The organism is Pseudomonas sp. LFS044 (genome assembly GCF_047978245.1).
GTDB lineage: Bacteria > Pseudomonadota > Gammaproteobacteria > Pseudomonadales > Pseudomonadaceae > Aquipseudomonas.
The window spans coordinates 40,804-54,824 of the sequence record NZ_JBFPFX010000011.1 but is presented as its reverse complement, the minus strand read 5'-3'; the positions used below and the strand labels follow the sequence as shown (position 1 = coordinate 54,824).

The window sequence follows — 14,021 nt, the reverse complement described above, 5'->3', positions numbered from 1 at the left end:
GCCTCTTCGCCCACGCTGCGGGAGCGGGCCTGCGGGCACAGCCAGCACAACTGAACAGGTAAACCAGGGAGGAACAACAATGAAAAACCTCGTCGAACACCTGAGCCAATACGCCAATTACCACCGCGACCCGCGCAACATCGGCACGCATTTCATCGGCATTCCGCTGATCGTGGTGGCAGTGACCGTCTTGCTGTCGCGCCCGGGCTGGGACGTGGCGGGCATGTGGCTGTCCCCTGCCCTGCTGGCGGCGGCGGCCGCAGTGTGGTTCTACCTGCGCCTGGACCTGCGCTTCGGGTTGGTCATGGGCCTGCTGCTGGGCCTGTGCCTGTGGGTTGGCCAAGTGCTGGCAGTGCAAACCACCGCGCTGTGGCTCAGCGCCGGGCTGGGGGCGTTCGTGGTGGGCTGGATCATCCAGTTCGTCGGGCATCATTACGAAGGCCGCAAACCGGCGTTCGTCGACGACATCAGCGGGTTGATCATCGGCCCGCTGTTCGTGGTGGCGGAAGTGGCATTCATGCTGGGCTTGTGCCCGGAGCTCAAACGCGCCGTGGAGGCCAATGCCGGCCCGGTGGCGCTGCGGCAGAAGAAGGCAGCCATCTAGTCGTCACTGGCCTCATCGTTGGCAGCGCTGCAATCCCTGTGGGAGCCGGCTTGCCGGCGATGAGGCCGGTGCAGTCAATCGTGCTGGCGAGACTCTACCCCCAACTCATCCCACACCGACTCGGCCAGGTGGAACGTGGCATTGGCCGCCGGAATGCCGCAGTAGATCGCGCTTTGCATCAGCACTTCCTTGATCTCGTCACGCGTCACGCCGTTGTTGGCGGCGGCGCGCAAATGCAGCTTGAGCTCATCGTTGCGGTTCATGCCGATCAGCATGGCGATGGTGATCAGGCTGCGGGTGTGCCGCGGCAGGCCCGGGCGGGTCCAGATATCGCCCCAGGCATGCCGGGTGATCATCTCCTGGAACTCGCCGTTGAAGTCATTGAGCTTCTCCAGGCTGCGGTCCACGTGCGCATCGCCAAGTACCGCGCGGCGTACCTGCATACCGGCGTCGTAACGTTGTTTCTCATCCATGGCGTAATCCTCAGCGAGCCAGCAGGAAGTCGAGCACGCGGCGGCTGAACGCCTCGCCGATTTCGACGTTGGACAGGTGCGCGGCCGGGAACTCGGCGTAGGTAGCACCGATGATGGCGGCCTGCATGAAGCGACCATGCTCCGGCGTGGTCACCACGTCTTCGCTGCCGGCGACGATCAGCGTTGGCACCTGGACACGGCCCAGTTGCTCGCGGAAATCGGCATCGCGCACGGCCGCGCAGTTGCCGGCGTAGCCTTCAGGGGAAGTCTGCGCAAGCATCTGGCAGATGCGCTGCGCCTGCTCAGGTTGGGCCTGGGCAAACGCGGGGGTGAACCAGCGGGCGATGGAGGCATCGCGCAGGTCGGCCATGGCTTGCTGGCCGCCCTTGAGCACGGTGTCGATACGGGTGTTCCACACCTCGTCATTGGCGATCTTCGCCGCAGTGTTGCACAGGGTCAGGCTGTGCAGGCGATCGCCCGCATTGATGCCCAGCCACTGGCCGATCAGGCCGCCCATCGACAGGCCGACAAAGTGCGCGTGGGGGATATCCAGCGCATCCAGCAACGCCAGCACGTCGCGGCCCAGCTGTTCGATGCTGTAAGGGCCTTGGGTAACCAGCGAAGCGCCGTGCCCACGGGTGTCGTAACGCAGCACCCGGAAGTGCTCGGTCCACATCGGGATCTGGCTGTCCCACATGCCAAGGTCGGTACCCAGCGAGTTGGACAGCACCAGCACCGGGGCATCGTCCGGGCCATCGAGTCGATAGTTCAATACGCCATCGGCCAGTTGCAATTGCGCCACAGCGGTCTCCTTCAGGCAGTGAAACGTTGATGTTCAGCCACGGCGCGCGCCACCCAGACGCGGGCCTGGCCGAGGTAATGGGCAGGGTCGAGCAGCCGGTCGAGCTCTTGCTCGTTCAGCTCGGCCGTGACCTGCGGCTCGTCACCCAGCACGGCGCGCAAGTGGCGCTGCTCGGCGACGGCGCGCTGGCAGCATTGTTCCAGCAGGTGGTGGGCGCGGTCGCGGCCAAGGCGCTGGGCCAGGACGATGCTTACCGCCTCGGCCAGCACCAGGCCTTGGGTCAGGTCGAGGTTGCGGCGCATGCGCTCGGCGTCCACTTCCATGCCCTCGGCGATCACCTGGGCCTGGCGCAAGGCGCCTGAAACCAGGCAGCAGATATCCGGCAGGGTTTCCCACTCGGCATGCCACAGGCCGAGACTGCGCTCGTGCTCCTGGGGCATGGCACTGTAAAGCGTCGAAAGCAGGCCCGGCACACGGGTGGCGGCGCCAATCAGCACCGCCGCGCCCACCGGGTTGCGCTTGTGCGGCATGGTCGATGAACCGCCTTTGCCAGGTGCGGAAGGCTCGAATACTTCACCTGCCTCGGTCTGCATCAGCAGGCTGATGTCGCGGCCGAACTTGCCCAGGCTACCGGCCACAAGGCCCAGCACCGAGGCGAACTCCACCAGGCGGTCGCGCTGGGTGTGCCAGGGTTGCTCGGGCAAGGTCAGCTTTAGCTGTTCGGCCAGGCCTTCGGCGACCGGCAACGCCTTGCTGCCCAGGGCCGCCAAGCTGCCTGAGGCACCGCCAAACTGCAGCACCAGCAAACGCGGGCGCAGTTCCTGAAGGCGTTGACGGTGGCGCGTCAAGGCGCCAAGCACACCCGCCAGCTTCATGCCCAGGGTCACCGGGGTGGCGTGCTGCAGCCAGGTACGCCCCACCAGCGGCGTGTCGGCATGCAGCAGGGCTTGGCGCGACAAGGTCTCGGCCAATGTGGCGAGGTCACCCTCGATCAGCGCCAGGGCATCACGCAGCTGCAGCACCAGGCCGGTATCCATCGCATCCTGGCTGGTCGCACCCAGGTGCACATAACGCTCGGCCTCGGGCACGCCGCTGGCGATCACCTTGCCCAACGCCTTGACCATCGGGATCGCCGAGTTGCCGGCGGTGGCGATGGCATCGGCCAGCGCACGCACGTCATAGCGCTCAGCCTGGCAGCCAGCCTCGATGGCGGCGACCGCGCTGTGCGGCACCAGCCCGGCGGCGGCCTCGGCGCGGGCCAGAGCGGCTTCGAAGTCGAGCATGCCCTGCAGGCGGCCGCGGTCAGAGAAAATTTCGCGCATGGCCGGGGCCGTGAAGTAGGCGTCGAACAGCTGGTTGGTCATGCCACGTCCTTAATCATCATGGTGCAAGTACGCCGCCTGCTTCGGCAGGCGCAGGCTGAACAGGAACGCGATCGCCATCATCGCCGTCACGTACCAGTAGAAGGTGTTTTCCATGCCGAGGGTTTTCAAACCCAGGGCTACGTATTCCGCCGAACCGCCGAACATCGCGTTGGCTACCGCATAGGCAAGGCCCACACCCAGTGCCCGCACCTGTGGCGGGAACATCTCAGCCTTCACCAGGCCGCTGATCGAGGTGTAGAAACTGACAATGCACAGCGCCAGGCTGACCAGCACGAAGGCCATGAACGGGCTGCTGACGGTCTTCAGCGCCATCAGCAACGGCACGGTGAACAGCGTACCAAGGGCACCGAACAGCAGCATCGAATTACGCCGGCCGATACGGTCCGAAAGCATGCCGAAGAACGGCTGCAGCACCATGAACAGGAACAGCGCCCCGGTCATCACGTAGCTGGCGTTCTTGGCGGTCATGCCGGCCGTGTTCACCAGGTACTTCTGCATGTAGGTGGTGAAGGTGTAGAAGATCAGCGAGCCGCCGGCGGTGTAGCCGAGCACGGTGATGAAGGCTGCAGCATGGTTGCGGAACAGGCCTTTGACCGAGCCTGCGTCCTTGTCGTTGCGGGTTTCGGCGCTGCTGGTTTCGTGCAGCGAACGGCGCAGCATCAGCGAGATCAGGGCGGCAATGGCGCCGACCACGAAGGGGATGCGCCAGCCCCAGGCGCGCAGCTCGTCTTCGGTCAGCAGCTGTTGCAGGATCACCACCACCAGCACTGCCAGCAACTGGCCGCCAATCAGGGTGACGTACTGGAACGAGGCGAAGAAACCGCGCTGGCCGCGCAGTGCTACTTCACTCATGTAGGTAGCGGTGGTGCCGTACTCGCCACCCACCGAAAGGCCCTGGATCAGGCGGGCCAGCAACAGCAGTGCCGGGGCCCAGGTGCCGATGCTGGCATAGGTGGGCAGGCAGGCGATCATCAAGGAGCCGAAACACATCATCAGCACCGAGATCATCAGGGAATTCTTGCGGCCATGGCGGTCGGCCAGGCGGCCGAAAATCCAGCCACCAATCGGGCGCATCAAAAAGCCCGCAGCGAACACGCCGGCGGTATTGAGCAACTGCACGGTCGGGTCGTCGGAGGGGAAGAAGGCCGGGGCGAAGTAGATCGCACAGAAGGCGTAGACGTAGAAGTCGAACCATTCCACCAGGTTGCCTGAAGAGGCACCGACGATGGCGAAGATGCGCTTACTGCGCTCTTCGCCGGTGTAATAGGCTGAGGTCATGACGATTTTACTCCTGGAGGGTCCTAGGTAAGTCTAGACATACCTAGTAACACACTCGTTCCGCTTTGGGGCTGGCCATTAGCCTTGGGTCTTACAGATACGGCCTCTTCGCGGGACAAGCCTGCGCCCACAAAGGAGGCGTGGTCCCTTGTGGGGCGGGCTTGTCCCGCGAAGAGGCCGTTACTGGTCAAACTCGCTCGATGGCCAGCGCCAAACCTTGGCCGACACCCACGCACATGGTCGCCAGGCCTTTGCGCCCGCCGCTCTTTTCCAGCTGGTGAAGCGCAGTCAGCACCAGGCGCGCACCGCTCATGCCCAGCGGGTGCCCCAGGGCGATCGCGCCGCCGTTGGGGTTCACCTGCGGCGCATCATCGGCCACACCCAGCTCGCGCAATACCGCCAGGCCTTGGCTGGCAAAGGCTTCGTTAAGCTCGATCACATCGAAATCGCTCACCGCCACGCCCAGGCGCTCGGTCAGCTTGCGTACCGCCGGGACCGGGCCGATGCCCATCACCCGAGGTGCCACGCCGCCACTGGCCATGCCCAGCACGCGGGCACGCGGGGTCAGGCCGTGCTGCTTGACCGCTTCTGCCGAGGCCAGGATCAGCGCCGCAGCACCGTCGTTGACACCCGAGGCGTTGCCCGCAGTAACGGTCTTGTCCGGGCCATTGACCGGCTTGAGCCTGGCCAGTGCCTCAAGGGTGGTTTCCGGGCGCAAGTGCTCATCGCGCTCGACAATGGTTTCGCCTTTCTTGTGGGCGATACGCACCGGCACGATCTCTTCGGCAAAGAAACCGACAGCCTGCGCTGCAGCTGCTTTCTGCTGGCTGCGCACGGCGAAGGCATCCTGGTCGGCACGGGAAATCTGATAGTCGTCAGCGACGTTGTCGGCGGTCTCGGGCATGGAGTCCACGCCGTACTGGCTCTTCATCAGCGGGTTGATGAAGCGCCAGCCGATGGTCGTGTCTTCGAGCTTCATGTTGCGCGAATAGCCGCTTTCAGCCTTGCCCATGACGAACGGGGCACGTGACATGGACTCGACGCCGCCAGCAATGGCCAGCTCCATCTCGCCACTGGCGATGGCACGGAATGCCGTACCAATGGCGTCCATGCCCGAAGCGCACAGGCGGTTGAGGGTCACACCCGGAACGCTCTCGGGCAGGCCGGCCAACAGCAGGGCCATGCGTGCCACGTTGCGGTTGTCTTCACCGGCCTGGTTGGCGCAGCCGAAGAACACTTCGTCGAGCTGGTCCCACTGCACGCCTGGGTTGCGCTCGATCAGCGCTTTGAGCGGTACTGCTGCCAGGTCGTCGGCACGCACGCCAGCGAGGGCCCCGCCGAAGCGGCCGATGGGGGTGCGGATGGCGTCACAGATGAATACGTCGCGCATTATGCTTCTCCTGCCACTTGGCCATGGGCTGCGGCGGTACGGGATTCGAGGTCACGCAGGGCGCCAAGTTCGACATCGGTCGGCTCGGCGGTGGTCTGTACATCGTCGGCGAAGCGAATAGGCCGAATGGCAGCCATTGGGAGACTCCTGGTCAGGGTGCTACGTTGCGCTCAGATTAAGGAGAGTGGTGGGTCGCTTACAATCCGATAATCGACTCTTTGTGCGATTATCGAACTGTATGTTGCCTTGCTATCCATCTCCGTAGCGGGCTGCAGCGCAGCCCCTGGAGGCGCGCTCAGGTCGCGTCCGCGTGGCTTACCAGGCCTTTCACAATCACGCCTACGGTCGCCAGGGCTGCCGGTACCAGCAACGCCGTCAGCACTTGCTCGAAGTTCCAGCCCAGGCCCAGCAGCGTCGCACCACTCCAGGCACCGAGAATCGCGCCGAAACGGCCGATGCCGAGCATCCAGGAGACGCCGGTGGCGCGCCCTTGGGTTGGATAGAAGCGCGCCGCCAGCGACGGCATGGCCGATTGCGCACCGTTCACGCACATCCCGGCAATCAGCACCAGGGTGGCGAGCACGGTGATGTTGCCCAGGCTCTGCCCTACCGCGTAGGCAAACACGCCGGCCAACAGGTAAAAGATGCCAATGACCTTGTGCGGGTTGTAGCGGTCCATGGCCCAACCGACCGCCACGGCACTGAGCACCCCGCCGAACTGGAACAACGCACCGATGAAGGCGGCCTGCTCCATGCTCGCACCGCTGTCGCGCATCAGCGTCGGCAGCCAGCTGGTCAGCAGGTAGACGATTACCAGGCCCATGAAATAGGTCAGCCACAGCAGCATCGTGCCCAGGCCATAGGTGCCGGAGAAGATCACCGCGAACACGTTGCGCGCAGCGACCGCTTTCTGCTCCGGCACACTGAAACTGGCCGCCTGCGCCACCACGGCCGGGGCAATTGGCGCCAGGGTCTTGCGTACCTTGTCGGTGCCGCGGTTGCGCACCACCAGAAAGCGCGCCGACTCTGGCAGCCAGACCAGCAATACAACCGCCAGCAACAGCGGCAGCACCCCGCCGACCACCAGCAGGCTATGCCAGCCGTAGGCCGGGATCATCTTGGCGGAAATGAACCCACCACCGGCCATGCCCAGGTTGAAGCCACAGAACATGCTGGTGACCAGCAGCGACTTGAGGCGTTCAGGCGTGTATTCGGAGAGCAGCGTGGTGGCGTTGGGCATCCCCGCGCCCAGCCCCAGGCCCGTCAAAAAGCGCAGCACCAGCAACTGGTCGACGTTGCTGGCATAGGCCGAGGCCAGGCTGAAGCCGCCAAACACCAATACCGCGCCGACCAGCACGCCCTTGCGGCCGAATCGGTCGGCCAGCGGGCCAGAACCCAGGGCACCGAACACCATGCCAATCAAGGCGGCACTCATCACCGGGCCGAGGCTGGCGCGGTCGATCCCCCACTCCTGCGACAGGGCCGGGGCGATGAAGCCCATGGCGGCGGTGTCCAGGCCATCGAGGAAGACGATCAGGAAGCAGAGGATCACCACGCGCCATTGAAAGCGCGACAGCGGCTGGTCATTGATGAACGACTGGACGTCGAGGCAGGTCCCGACGGATTGTGGTTTGTTCATTGTTGTTATCCAGAAATGGGGCACGGTCGGGCCACTGCACGAGAGCAACCAGTACAGGGTTCAGCGTCGATGAAGTGTGGCCTGGGTCAGCCTGGATACAACGGTACTGCGTGCGGGTGCGGCCGCGAAGTGACAGTGGTCATGGTGTGCGCCTCTAATGTTGTTCTTGTGCGGTCGGCAAAGCCGACCGTTGCGAGAGACATTAATCAGCGAATGAAGGGGGCGCAATTCACCCAGAGCGACACTGTGCGTTTATCGAACAGGAAACGGTAGCCGTGCTCGACAGTGGTGCACGGCAGCGCCCGTTTGATCAACCAAACAGCTGATGACAAAGATCACGGCTGGATGCCAGCAGGATCGGCAGGAACCGTTGCTCGAGCTCGCTGCGGCTGACGCGCCCCACATGGGTACTGACATTCAGCGCCGCCAGCACCTGCCCCGAGGCGTCATAGATAGGCACCGCGATGGAACGCAGACCCTGCTCGAGCTCCTGATCGACAACACACCAACCTTGAGCGCGTACCTGCTGGATGCACGCGAACAACGACTCGGCATCATGCAGGGTACGGCTTGTACGAGCCTTGAGGTCGGCGCGATCGAGGTATTCGCGCAGGCTGGTGTCGTCCATCGCCGCCAGCAGGATGCGCCCCATCGACGTGCAGTAGGCCGGTAACCGCCCGCCAACCGAAAGGTCCACCGATATCAGCCGTTCGACAGTGGCCGAACGGGCTATATAAAGGATGTCGTCGCCTTCGAGGGTGGCCATGTTGGCGGCCTCGTGCAACTGGTCGCTGATACGGTCCAGGTAAGGCTGGGCCGACACCGCCAGCGGCGTCGACGAAAGGTAGGCATGGCCCAGGGTCAGTACCTTGGGCAGCAACGAATACGTGCGCCCGTCGGTGGTGGCGTAGCCCAGCTTGATCAGCGTATGCAGGCAACGGCGCACGGCCGCACGCGGGATCTCGGTGCGGTGGCTGATCTGGGCGATGGTCAGGTGGCGCTTGCGCTCCTGAAATGCCTGGATGACGGCAAGCCCCCGCGCCAGCGACGTCATGAAGTCTGGATCGCCGGTAAAGGCCTGTATGCGCTTGGCGGGTGAAGCCACGATGGGCGGCGCCATTGCCGGTGTCGTCGGGCGTGCCGACTCTGGGCTGGCAGATTCGTTGCCCGGGATTTCGTCACTCATCGCTCACCTCAAAAAAAACCCTGCTTCGTGCGATTATCGAACAAACGGCCGATAATCGCAATTGACCGCTGACACGTTTGCTTATACCTTTCTCCTGCCACTTGTGGCTTCTTTGGAGAGACTGGTCAGGTACCCACCGTAGAAGTCCCCAGGCAACGGCCTCGCCTTCGTGCGAGGCCGTTTTATTTGTACGCCCCGGCCTCTTTACCGCAGCGAACTTCCGCCGCCAGGTCCGTTCAAAAGAATACACCGCCGACTAAAGTCGCAAACTTTGACATTACACGTCAGGGTTGGGTAAATAAGACTGTTTGGCGTTTTATCGATTGCTATAATCGATTCTGCTGGCCCGGATCGGTACTCCGGCATGGCAACACTGGCCTGACCCCTATCCGAAAACCAGCACATCCTGTGCATGGGCAACTTGCACCTGCACGCAACACCAGCACTTTTACATTCAGGTACTACTGTGACGAAAGATGAACTGCGCGCGGAACTCGAGCGCCAGGCTGAACGTTACAAGGAAGTTTACGGCGGTGAAGTCACCACCTACGCCGCTCAACCGGAGCCGGAGCGCAAGCCTTGGCGAAAAAGGGCCACGGTCCAGGACCAGGCCTTTAACCAAGAACTGGAAAAGATGGAAAAGGAGCTGCGCAGCGACGAACCCTGAGCAGCCGCCCCCGTGCTCACTCGCGTCGCGGGCAGCGCACCCTCGACGCGGAAAATCCTGACCGAAAGGCCGAGGATGAAATGGAATTACACAAATTTCATACGACCGTTTGAACGCCAGGCAACCTGACCGTTTTTCAGACATTTGGCGGATTTTGGCTTTTTTAGTAGCTTTTAACGGAACCTTTCCTGTGTTTTTACGTCTGGGATAGCGTTTGGATGCGGTTCACAAAGCTGCCATCGGTCAGCTGCGGGTGCATCGATTGCCATTGTTTTCTGGCATAATCCCGCCCCCCAAATGACCGCCAGACAACCTTCATGATCGATTTATTCAGCGGACTGGATGCATGGGTATTGGTGAGCCTGCTGCTCGCCTTGACCTTCGTGCTCGCATTCGAGTTCATCAATGGCTTTCATGACACCGCCAACGCGGTAGCCACCGTCATCTATACCAAAGCCATGCCGCCACACCTGGCCGTGTTCTTCTCCGGGGTGTTCAACTTCCTTGGGGTTTTGCTCGGGGGTGTCGGGGTGGCCTATGCCATCGTTCACCTGCTGCCGGTCGAACTGCTCATCAATGTGAATACCGGACATGGCCTGGCCATGGTCTTCTCGTTGCTGGCTGCGGCCATCACCTGGAACCTGGGTACCTGGTACTTCGGCATCCCGGCCTCCAGCTCGCACACCCTGATCGGCTCGATCCTCGGCGTGGGCCTGGCCAATGCCATGATCAACGACATCCCACTGGGTGACGGCGTCAACTGGCAGAAGGCGATCGACATCGCCATGTCGCTGGTGGTTTCGCCCATGGCTGGCTTCGCTGTTGCAGCATTGGTATTGATCGGCCTGAAATGGTGGCGCCCGCTGTCGAAGATGCACAAGACGCCAGAGCAGCGTCGCAAGCTCGACGACAAAAAACACCCGCCTTTCTGGAACCGCCTGGTGCTGGTCATTTCGGCGATGGGCGTGAGCTTCGTGCACGGCTCCAACGATGGCCAGAAAGGCATCGGCCTGATCATGCTGGTACTCATCGGTATCGTCCCGGCCAAGTTCGTGCTTGACCTGAACAGCACCACCTACCAGATCGAACGCACCCGCGACGCGACCCTGCACCTGAGCCAGTTCTACGAGCGCAACGCCCCGACCCTGGGCGAGTTCCTGGCGCTCGGCAAGGCACAGGCCAGCGACCTGCCAGAGCAGTTCAGCTGCAACCCTCAGCAGACCGAGCCAACCATCGCCGCACTGCAGTCCTCGCTGCAGGGTGTGACCGATTACCGCGCACTGGATGCCGAAAAACGCGTGGAAGTGCGTCGCTACCTGTTGTGCCTGGATGACACCGCGAAGAAGGTCGGCAAACTGCCAGGCCTGGACGCGCGTGAAAAAGCCGACCTCGACAAGCTGCGCAAGGACCTCACTGCCACCACCGAATACGCCCCGTTCTGGGTAATCGTGGCGGTAGCCCTGGCCTTGGGCCTGGGTACCATGGTCGGCTGGAAGCGCGTGGTACTGACCGTGGGTGAGAAGATCGGCAAACAGGGCATGACCTATGCCCAGGGCATGTCGGCGCAGATTACTGCGGCCTGCGCCATTGGCCTGGCCAACGTCTTCGCCTTGCCGGTTTCGACCACACACGTGCTGTCGTCCGGTGTGGCCGGCACCATGGTTGCCAACAAGAGCGGCCTGCAGGGCGGCACGGTCAAAACCATCCTGCTGGCCTGGGTGCTGACCCTGCCAGCATCGATGGGCCTGGCGGCTGGCCTGTTCTGGCTGGCGTCGAAAGCGATTGGCTAAGTGATTTTGCTGCAATGAAAAAGGCGCCTTCAGCAGGCGCCTTTTTCATGTGTCAGTAATGGCCCCTTCGCGGGCAAGCCCGCTCCTACAGGCACGCTAGCGCTTCTTGCCTCCGAGCAACGACCCCATCAACCCGCGCACCAACTGCCGCCCGAACTGATTGGCCGCCTGGCGCACCGCCGATTTGATCGCCTGCCCTGCCGCACTCTGCAGAAAATCCCCGGCCTTGTCGGCCAGGCTCTCTTCGTCCGCCTTCGGCACTGGTACGGGCTCGACCGGTTCACCTTTGCGCTGGGTCAGCATTTCATAGGCCGACTCACGATCGATCGGCTTGTCGTAGCGCCCCGCCAATGCAGACCCGGCAATCAAGGCACTGCGCTCGCCCGCACTCAACGGCCCGATCCGCGATTGTGGCGGCGCTATCAATACCCGCTGCACCATCGCCGGCGTGCCCTTTTCTTCGAGCGTACCCACCAGCGCCTCACCGATCCCAAGCTCAGTCAACACTGCCAACGTATCGAACGCCGGGTTCGGGCGGAAACCGTCAGCCACGGCCCGCAGTGCCTTCTGCTCCTTGGCGGTGAACGCGCGCAAGCCATGCTGAATACGCAAACCCAACTGGGCCAGCACGCTGTCCGGCAGATCGCTTGGCGACTGGGTGACAAAGAACACCCCGACACCCTTGGAGCGAATCAGCCGAACCACTTGCTCCAGGCGATCCTGCAGGGCCTTGGGGGTGCCGTTGAACAACAGATGCGCCTCATCGAAGAACAATGCCAGCACCGGTTTGTCGGCATCTCCACGCTCCGGCAGCTGTTCGAACAATTCGGCCAGCAGCCACAACAGGAACGTGGCGTAGACCTTCGGCGCTTCATGCACCAGCCGGCTGGCATCGAGCAGGTGGATTCGCCCGCGCCCATCGCCGTCCAGCCGCAACAAATCTTCCAGCTGCAACGCCGGCTCGCCGAACAGCGCCTCGGCGCCCTGCTGCTCAAGCGTTGCCAGGCGGCGCAACAAGGCCTGGGTCGAGGCCGTGGTCATCAGCGCGCTGTCTTCGCCCAACAGCTGCGGATGGTCTTTCAAGTAAGCGAGCAGCGCCTTCAGGTCCTTGATGTCGAGCAGCAACAGGCCTTCTCGATCAGCCACCTTGAACGCGGCATAAAGTGCCGCCTGCTGGCTGTCGGTCAGCTCCAGCAGGTTACCGAGCAACAGCGGCCCCATCTCGCTGAGCGTGGTGCGCAGCGGGTGGCCGGTTTGCCCGGCGATGTCCCACAGGCTCAAGGGGTATGCCTGCGGCTTGTACCCCAGCCATGGCATACCGGCGATCCGCTCGGCCACCTTGCCCTGCGGCGCACCGGCAGCACCGACACCGCACAGGTCGCCTTTGACATCGGCGGCGAATACCGCCACGCCGGCGTCGCTGAACACCTCCGCCAAGTGCTGCAAGGTCACGGTCTTGCCTGTGCCGGTAGCACCGGCGACCAGCCCGTGGCGGTTGGCCAGGCGCATGGCTTGTTTGACAGGCTGGCCATCCAGGCCAGCGCCTACAACTATGGTCGAAGATTCCGGCATCTTTTTAATCCCCTGCTCAAGCTTGACCACCCGTCGGCCGATACGTCTGGATGATATTCGCCTTAAAAGACAGAACACCCCTGGAAGGACTTTCGGGATGTTGCACTGTTTTATAGCGGTACTCGTGCGAACGCCCGATAAAAACCTTAGCGGAACCGATTACGCCATGAATAAAAGCCTTCGTTTCAGCCACAAGATCCTCTTGGCCGCATCACTGATCGTGATACTCGCCTTCAGCCTGTTCACCCTTTACAACGATTATCTCCAGCGTAATGCCATCCGCGAAGATCTGGAGAATTATCTGGCTGAAATGGGCGCGTCCACTTCAACCAACATTCGCAACCTGTTCGAAGGCCGTATCAAGCTGGTGGAAAACCTGGCGCAAAACATCGCCCAGCAACCTGCCAACGCCGAAACACTGATGGGCCAGAATGCCCTGACCTCGAGCTTTCTGACCGTGTACCTGGGCAAGGTCGACGGCGGCTTCAGCGTGCGCCCCTACTCGCCCATGCCCGAAGGCTACGACCCGCGCACCCGCCCCTGGTACAAGGACGGCATGAACGCCCAGGGCGCCATCCTCACCGAGCCCTACATCGACATGACCACCAACAAGATGGTCATCGGCATCCTCAGCAAGGTGTCCAGCAGCGTTGGCGTGGTCGGTGGCGACCTGGCCCTGGATGGCCTGGTACAGATCATCAACTCGCTGAATTTCGGCGGCATGGGCTACGCCTTCCTGGTCAACGACCAGGGCAAGGTCCTGGTGCACCCGGACCAGGCACTGGTCATGAAGTCGCTGTCGGACCTGTTCCCGCAGCACACGCCGAAACTGTCCAGCCAGCTCACCGAAGTCCAGGCCGATGGGCAAACCCGCCTGTTGACCTTCGCCCCGATCAAAGGCCTGCCGTCGGCCAACTGGTACATCGGCCTGTCGGTGGATAAAGACAAAGCCTTCTCCATGCTCAGCACTTTCCGCACTTCTGCGGTGATCGCCACCGTGGTGGCGGTGGTGATCATCATTGGCCTGCTCGGCCTGCTGATCCGCGTGCTCATGCAACCGCTGCTGACCATGACCCGCGCCATGGAAGACATCGCCGAAGGCGAAGGCGACTTGACCAAGCGCCTGAACATTCACAACCACGACGAGTTCGGCATTCTGGGCACGGCGTTCAACCGTTTCGTCGAGCGCATCCACAGTTCGATCCGCGAAGTGTCTTCGGCCACCGAACGCGTCA

Annotated in this window: 11 protein-coding genes and 2 pseudogenes; 4 read left to right on the top strand and 9 right to left on the bottom strand. The window is 62.7% G+C overall.

Annotated elements, in window-relative coordinates; genetic code table 11:
- Nucleotides 1-79: 79 nt before the first annotated feature.
- Entirely contained in the window at nt 80-604 is a 525-nt protein-coding gene (locus ACNQPL_RS11770; protein WP_416466807.1) for a DUF962 domain-containing protein, read from the top strand.
- Nucleotides 605-678: 74 nt separating this feature from the next.
- Here the strand turns inward: ACNQPL_RS11770 and pcaC are convergent, their stop codons facing one another.
- The 8 genes and pseudogenes from pcaC to pcaR all read right to left on the bottom strand — a co-directional run bounded on the left by pcaC (nt 679) and on the right by pcaR (nt 8,757).
- Nucleotides 679-1,077 carry a 4-carboxymuconolactone decarboxylase gene (gene pcaC, locus ACNQPL_RS11765; RefSeq protein WP_346614525.1) on the bottom strand — a complete coding sequence of 133 codons (399 nt, stop codon included), beginning with the start codon at nt 1,075-1,077 and terminating at the stop codon, nt 679-681.
- A gap of 10 nt (nt 1,078-1,087) precedes the next feature.
- Complete coding sequence (gene pcaD, locus ACNQPL_RS11760) at nt 1,088-1,879, bottom strand: 3-oxoadipate enol-lactonase (protein ID WP_416466806.1); 792 nt, start codon at nt 1,877-1,879, stop codon at nt 1,088-1,090.
- Nucleotides 1,880-1,890: 11 nt separating this feature from the next.
- The gene (locus tag ACNQPL_RS11755) at nt 1,891-3,243 is read right to left on the bottom strand and encodes a 3-carboxy-cis,cis-muconate cycloisomerase (RefSeq protein WP_416466805.1); all 1,353 of its coding nucleotides are present in this window, start codon (nt 3,241-3,243) and stop codon (nt 1,891-1,893) included.
- Nucleotides 3,244-3,252: 9 nt separating this feature from the next.
- Nucleotides 3,253-4,542, bottom strand: coding sequence for an MFS family transporter (locus ACNQPL_RS11750; protein WP_387525553.1), 1,290 nt, complete (start codon nt 4,540-4,542; stop codon nt 3,253-3,255).
- A 187-nt stretch (nt 4,543-4,729) separates the two neighbouring features.
- Nucleotides 4,730-5,935, bottom strand: a complete 1,206-nt coding sequence (pcaF, locus tag ACNQPL_RS11745) for a 3-oxoadipyl-CoA thiolase (protein ID WP_416466865.1) — start codon at nt 5,933-5,935, stop codon at nt 4,730-4,732.
- A pseudogene (locus ACNQPL_RS11740) lies at nt 5,932-6,051 on the bottom strand (CoA-transferase subunit beta); the annotation flags it as partial. The pseudogene ACNQPL_RS11740 and the gene pcaF, both read right to left, overlap by 4 nt.
- A 176-nt stretch (nt 6,052-6,227) precedes the next feature.
- Nucleotides 6,228-7,571 carry an MFS transporter gene (locus tag ACNQPL_RS11735; protein ID WP_346614529.1) on the bottom strand — a complete coding sequence of 448 codons (1,344 nt, stop codon included), beginning with the start codon at nt 7,569-7,571 and terminating at the stop codon, nt 6,228-6,230.
- A 310-nt stretch (nt 7,572-7,881) separates the two neighbouring features.
- Entirely contained in the window at nt 7,882-8,757 is an 876-nt protein-coding gene (gene pcaR / locus ACNQPL_RS11730; protein WP_387525556.1) for a pca regulon transcriptional regulator PcaR, read from the bottom strand.
- Nucleotides 8,758-9,223: 466 nt separating this feature from the next.
- Between pcaR and ACNQPL_RS11725 the strand changes: the two genes are divergently transcribed.
- Together ACNQPL_RS11725 and ACNQPL_RS11720 are read left to right on the top strand one after the other, a co-directional pair.
- Entirely contained in the window at nt 9,224-9,424 is a 201-nt protein-coding gene (locus tag ACNQPL_RS11725) for a hypothetical protein (protein ID WP_346614531.1), read from the top strand.
- A 317-nt stretch (nt 9,425-9,741) separates the two neighbouring features.
- Nucleotides 9,742-11,214 carry an inorganic phosphate transporter gene (locus ACNQPL_RS11720; protein ID WP_346614532.1) on the top strand — a complete coding sequence of 491 codons (1,473 nt, stop codon included), beginning with the start codon at nt 9,742-9,744 and terminating at the stop codon, nt 11,212-11,214.
- Between the two features lie 96 nt (nt 11,215-11,310).
- Here ACNQPL_RS11720 and ACNQPL_RS11715 read toward each other — a convergent pair whose 3' ends face one another.
- Entirely contained in the window at nt 11,311-12,786 is a 1,476-nt protein-coding gene (locus ACNQPL_RS11715) for a helicase HerA-like domain-containing protein (RefSeq protein WP_416466802.1), read from the bottom strand.
- Between ACNQPL_RS11715 and ACNQPL_RS11710 the strand changes: the two are divergent.
- A pseudogene (locus tag ACNQPL_RS11710) lies at nt 12,722-13,969 on the top strand (cache domain-containing protein); the annotation flags it as partial. The gene ACNQPL_RS11715 and the pseudogene ACNQPL_RS11710 sit on opposite strands and share 65 nt — an antisense overlap.
- Nucleotides 13,970-14,021 lie beyond the last annotated feature (52 nt).

What these genes read in the sequence shown, in the direction of transcription:
- ACNQPL_RS11755 (WP_416466805.1), bottom strand. Translation starts at nt 3,243, where the DNA reads ATGACCAACCAGCTGTTCGACGCCTACTTCACGGCCCCGGCCATGCGC.
- ACNQPL_RS11715 (WP_416466802.1), bottom strand. Translation starts at nt 12,786, where the DNA reads ATGCCGGAATCTTCGACCATAGTTGTAGGCGCTGGCCTGGATGGCCAG.
- pcaC (WP_346614525.1), bottom strand. Translation starts at nt 1,077, where the DNA reads ATGGATGAGAAACAACGTTACGACGCCGGTATGCAGGTACGCCGCGCG.
- ACNQPL_RS11720 (WP_346614532.1), top strand. Translation starts at nt 9,742, where the DNA reads ATGATCGATTTATTCAGCGGACTGGATGCATGGGTATTGGTGAGCCTG.
- ACNQPL_RS11750 (WP_387525553.1), bottom strand. Translation starts at nt 4,542, where the DNA reads ATGACCTCAGCCTATTACACCGGCGAAGAGCGCAGTAAGCGCATCTTC.
- ACNQPL_RS11770 (WP_416466807.1), top strand. Translation starts at nt 80, where the DNA reads ATGAAAAACCTCGTCGAACACCTGAGCCAATACGCCAATTACCACCGC.
- pcaR (WP_387525556.1), bottom strand. Translation starts at nt 8,757, where the DNA reads ATGAGTGACGAAATCCCGGGCAACGAATCTGCCAGCCCAGAGTCGGCA.
- ACNQPL_RS11735 (WP_346614529.1), bottom strand. Translation starts at nt 7,571, where the DNA reads ATGAACAAACCACAATCCGTCGGGACCTGCCTCGACGTCCAGTCGTTC.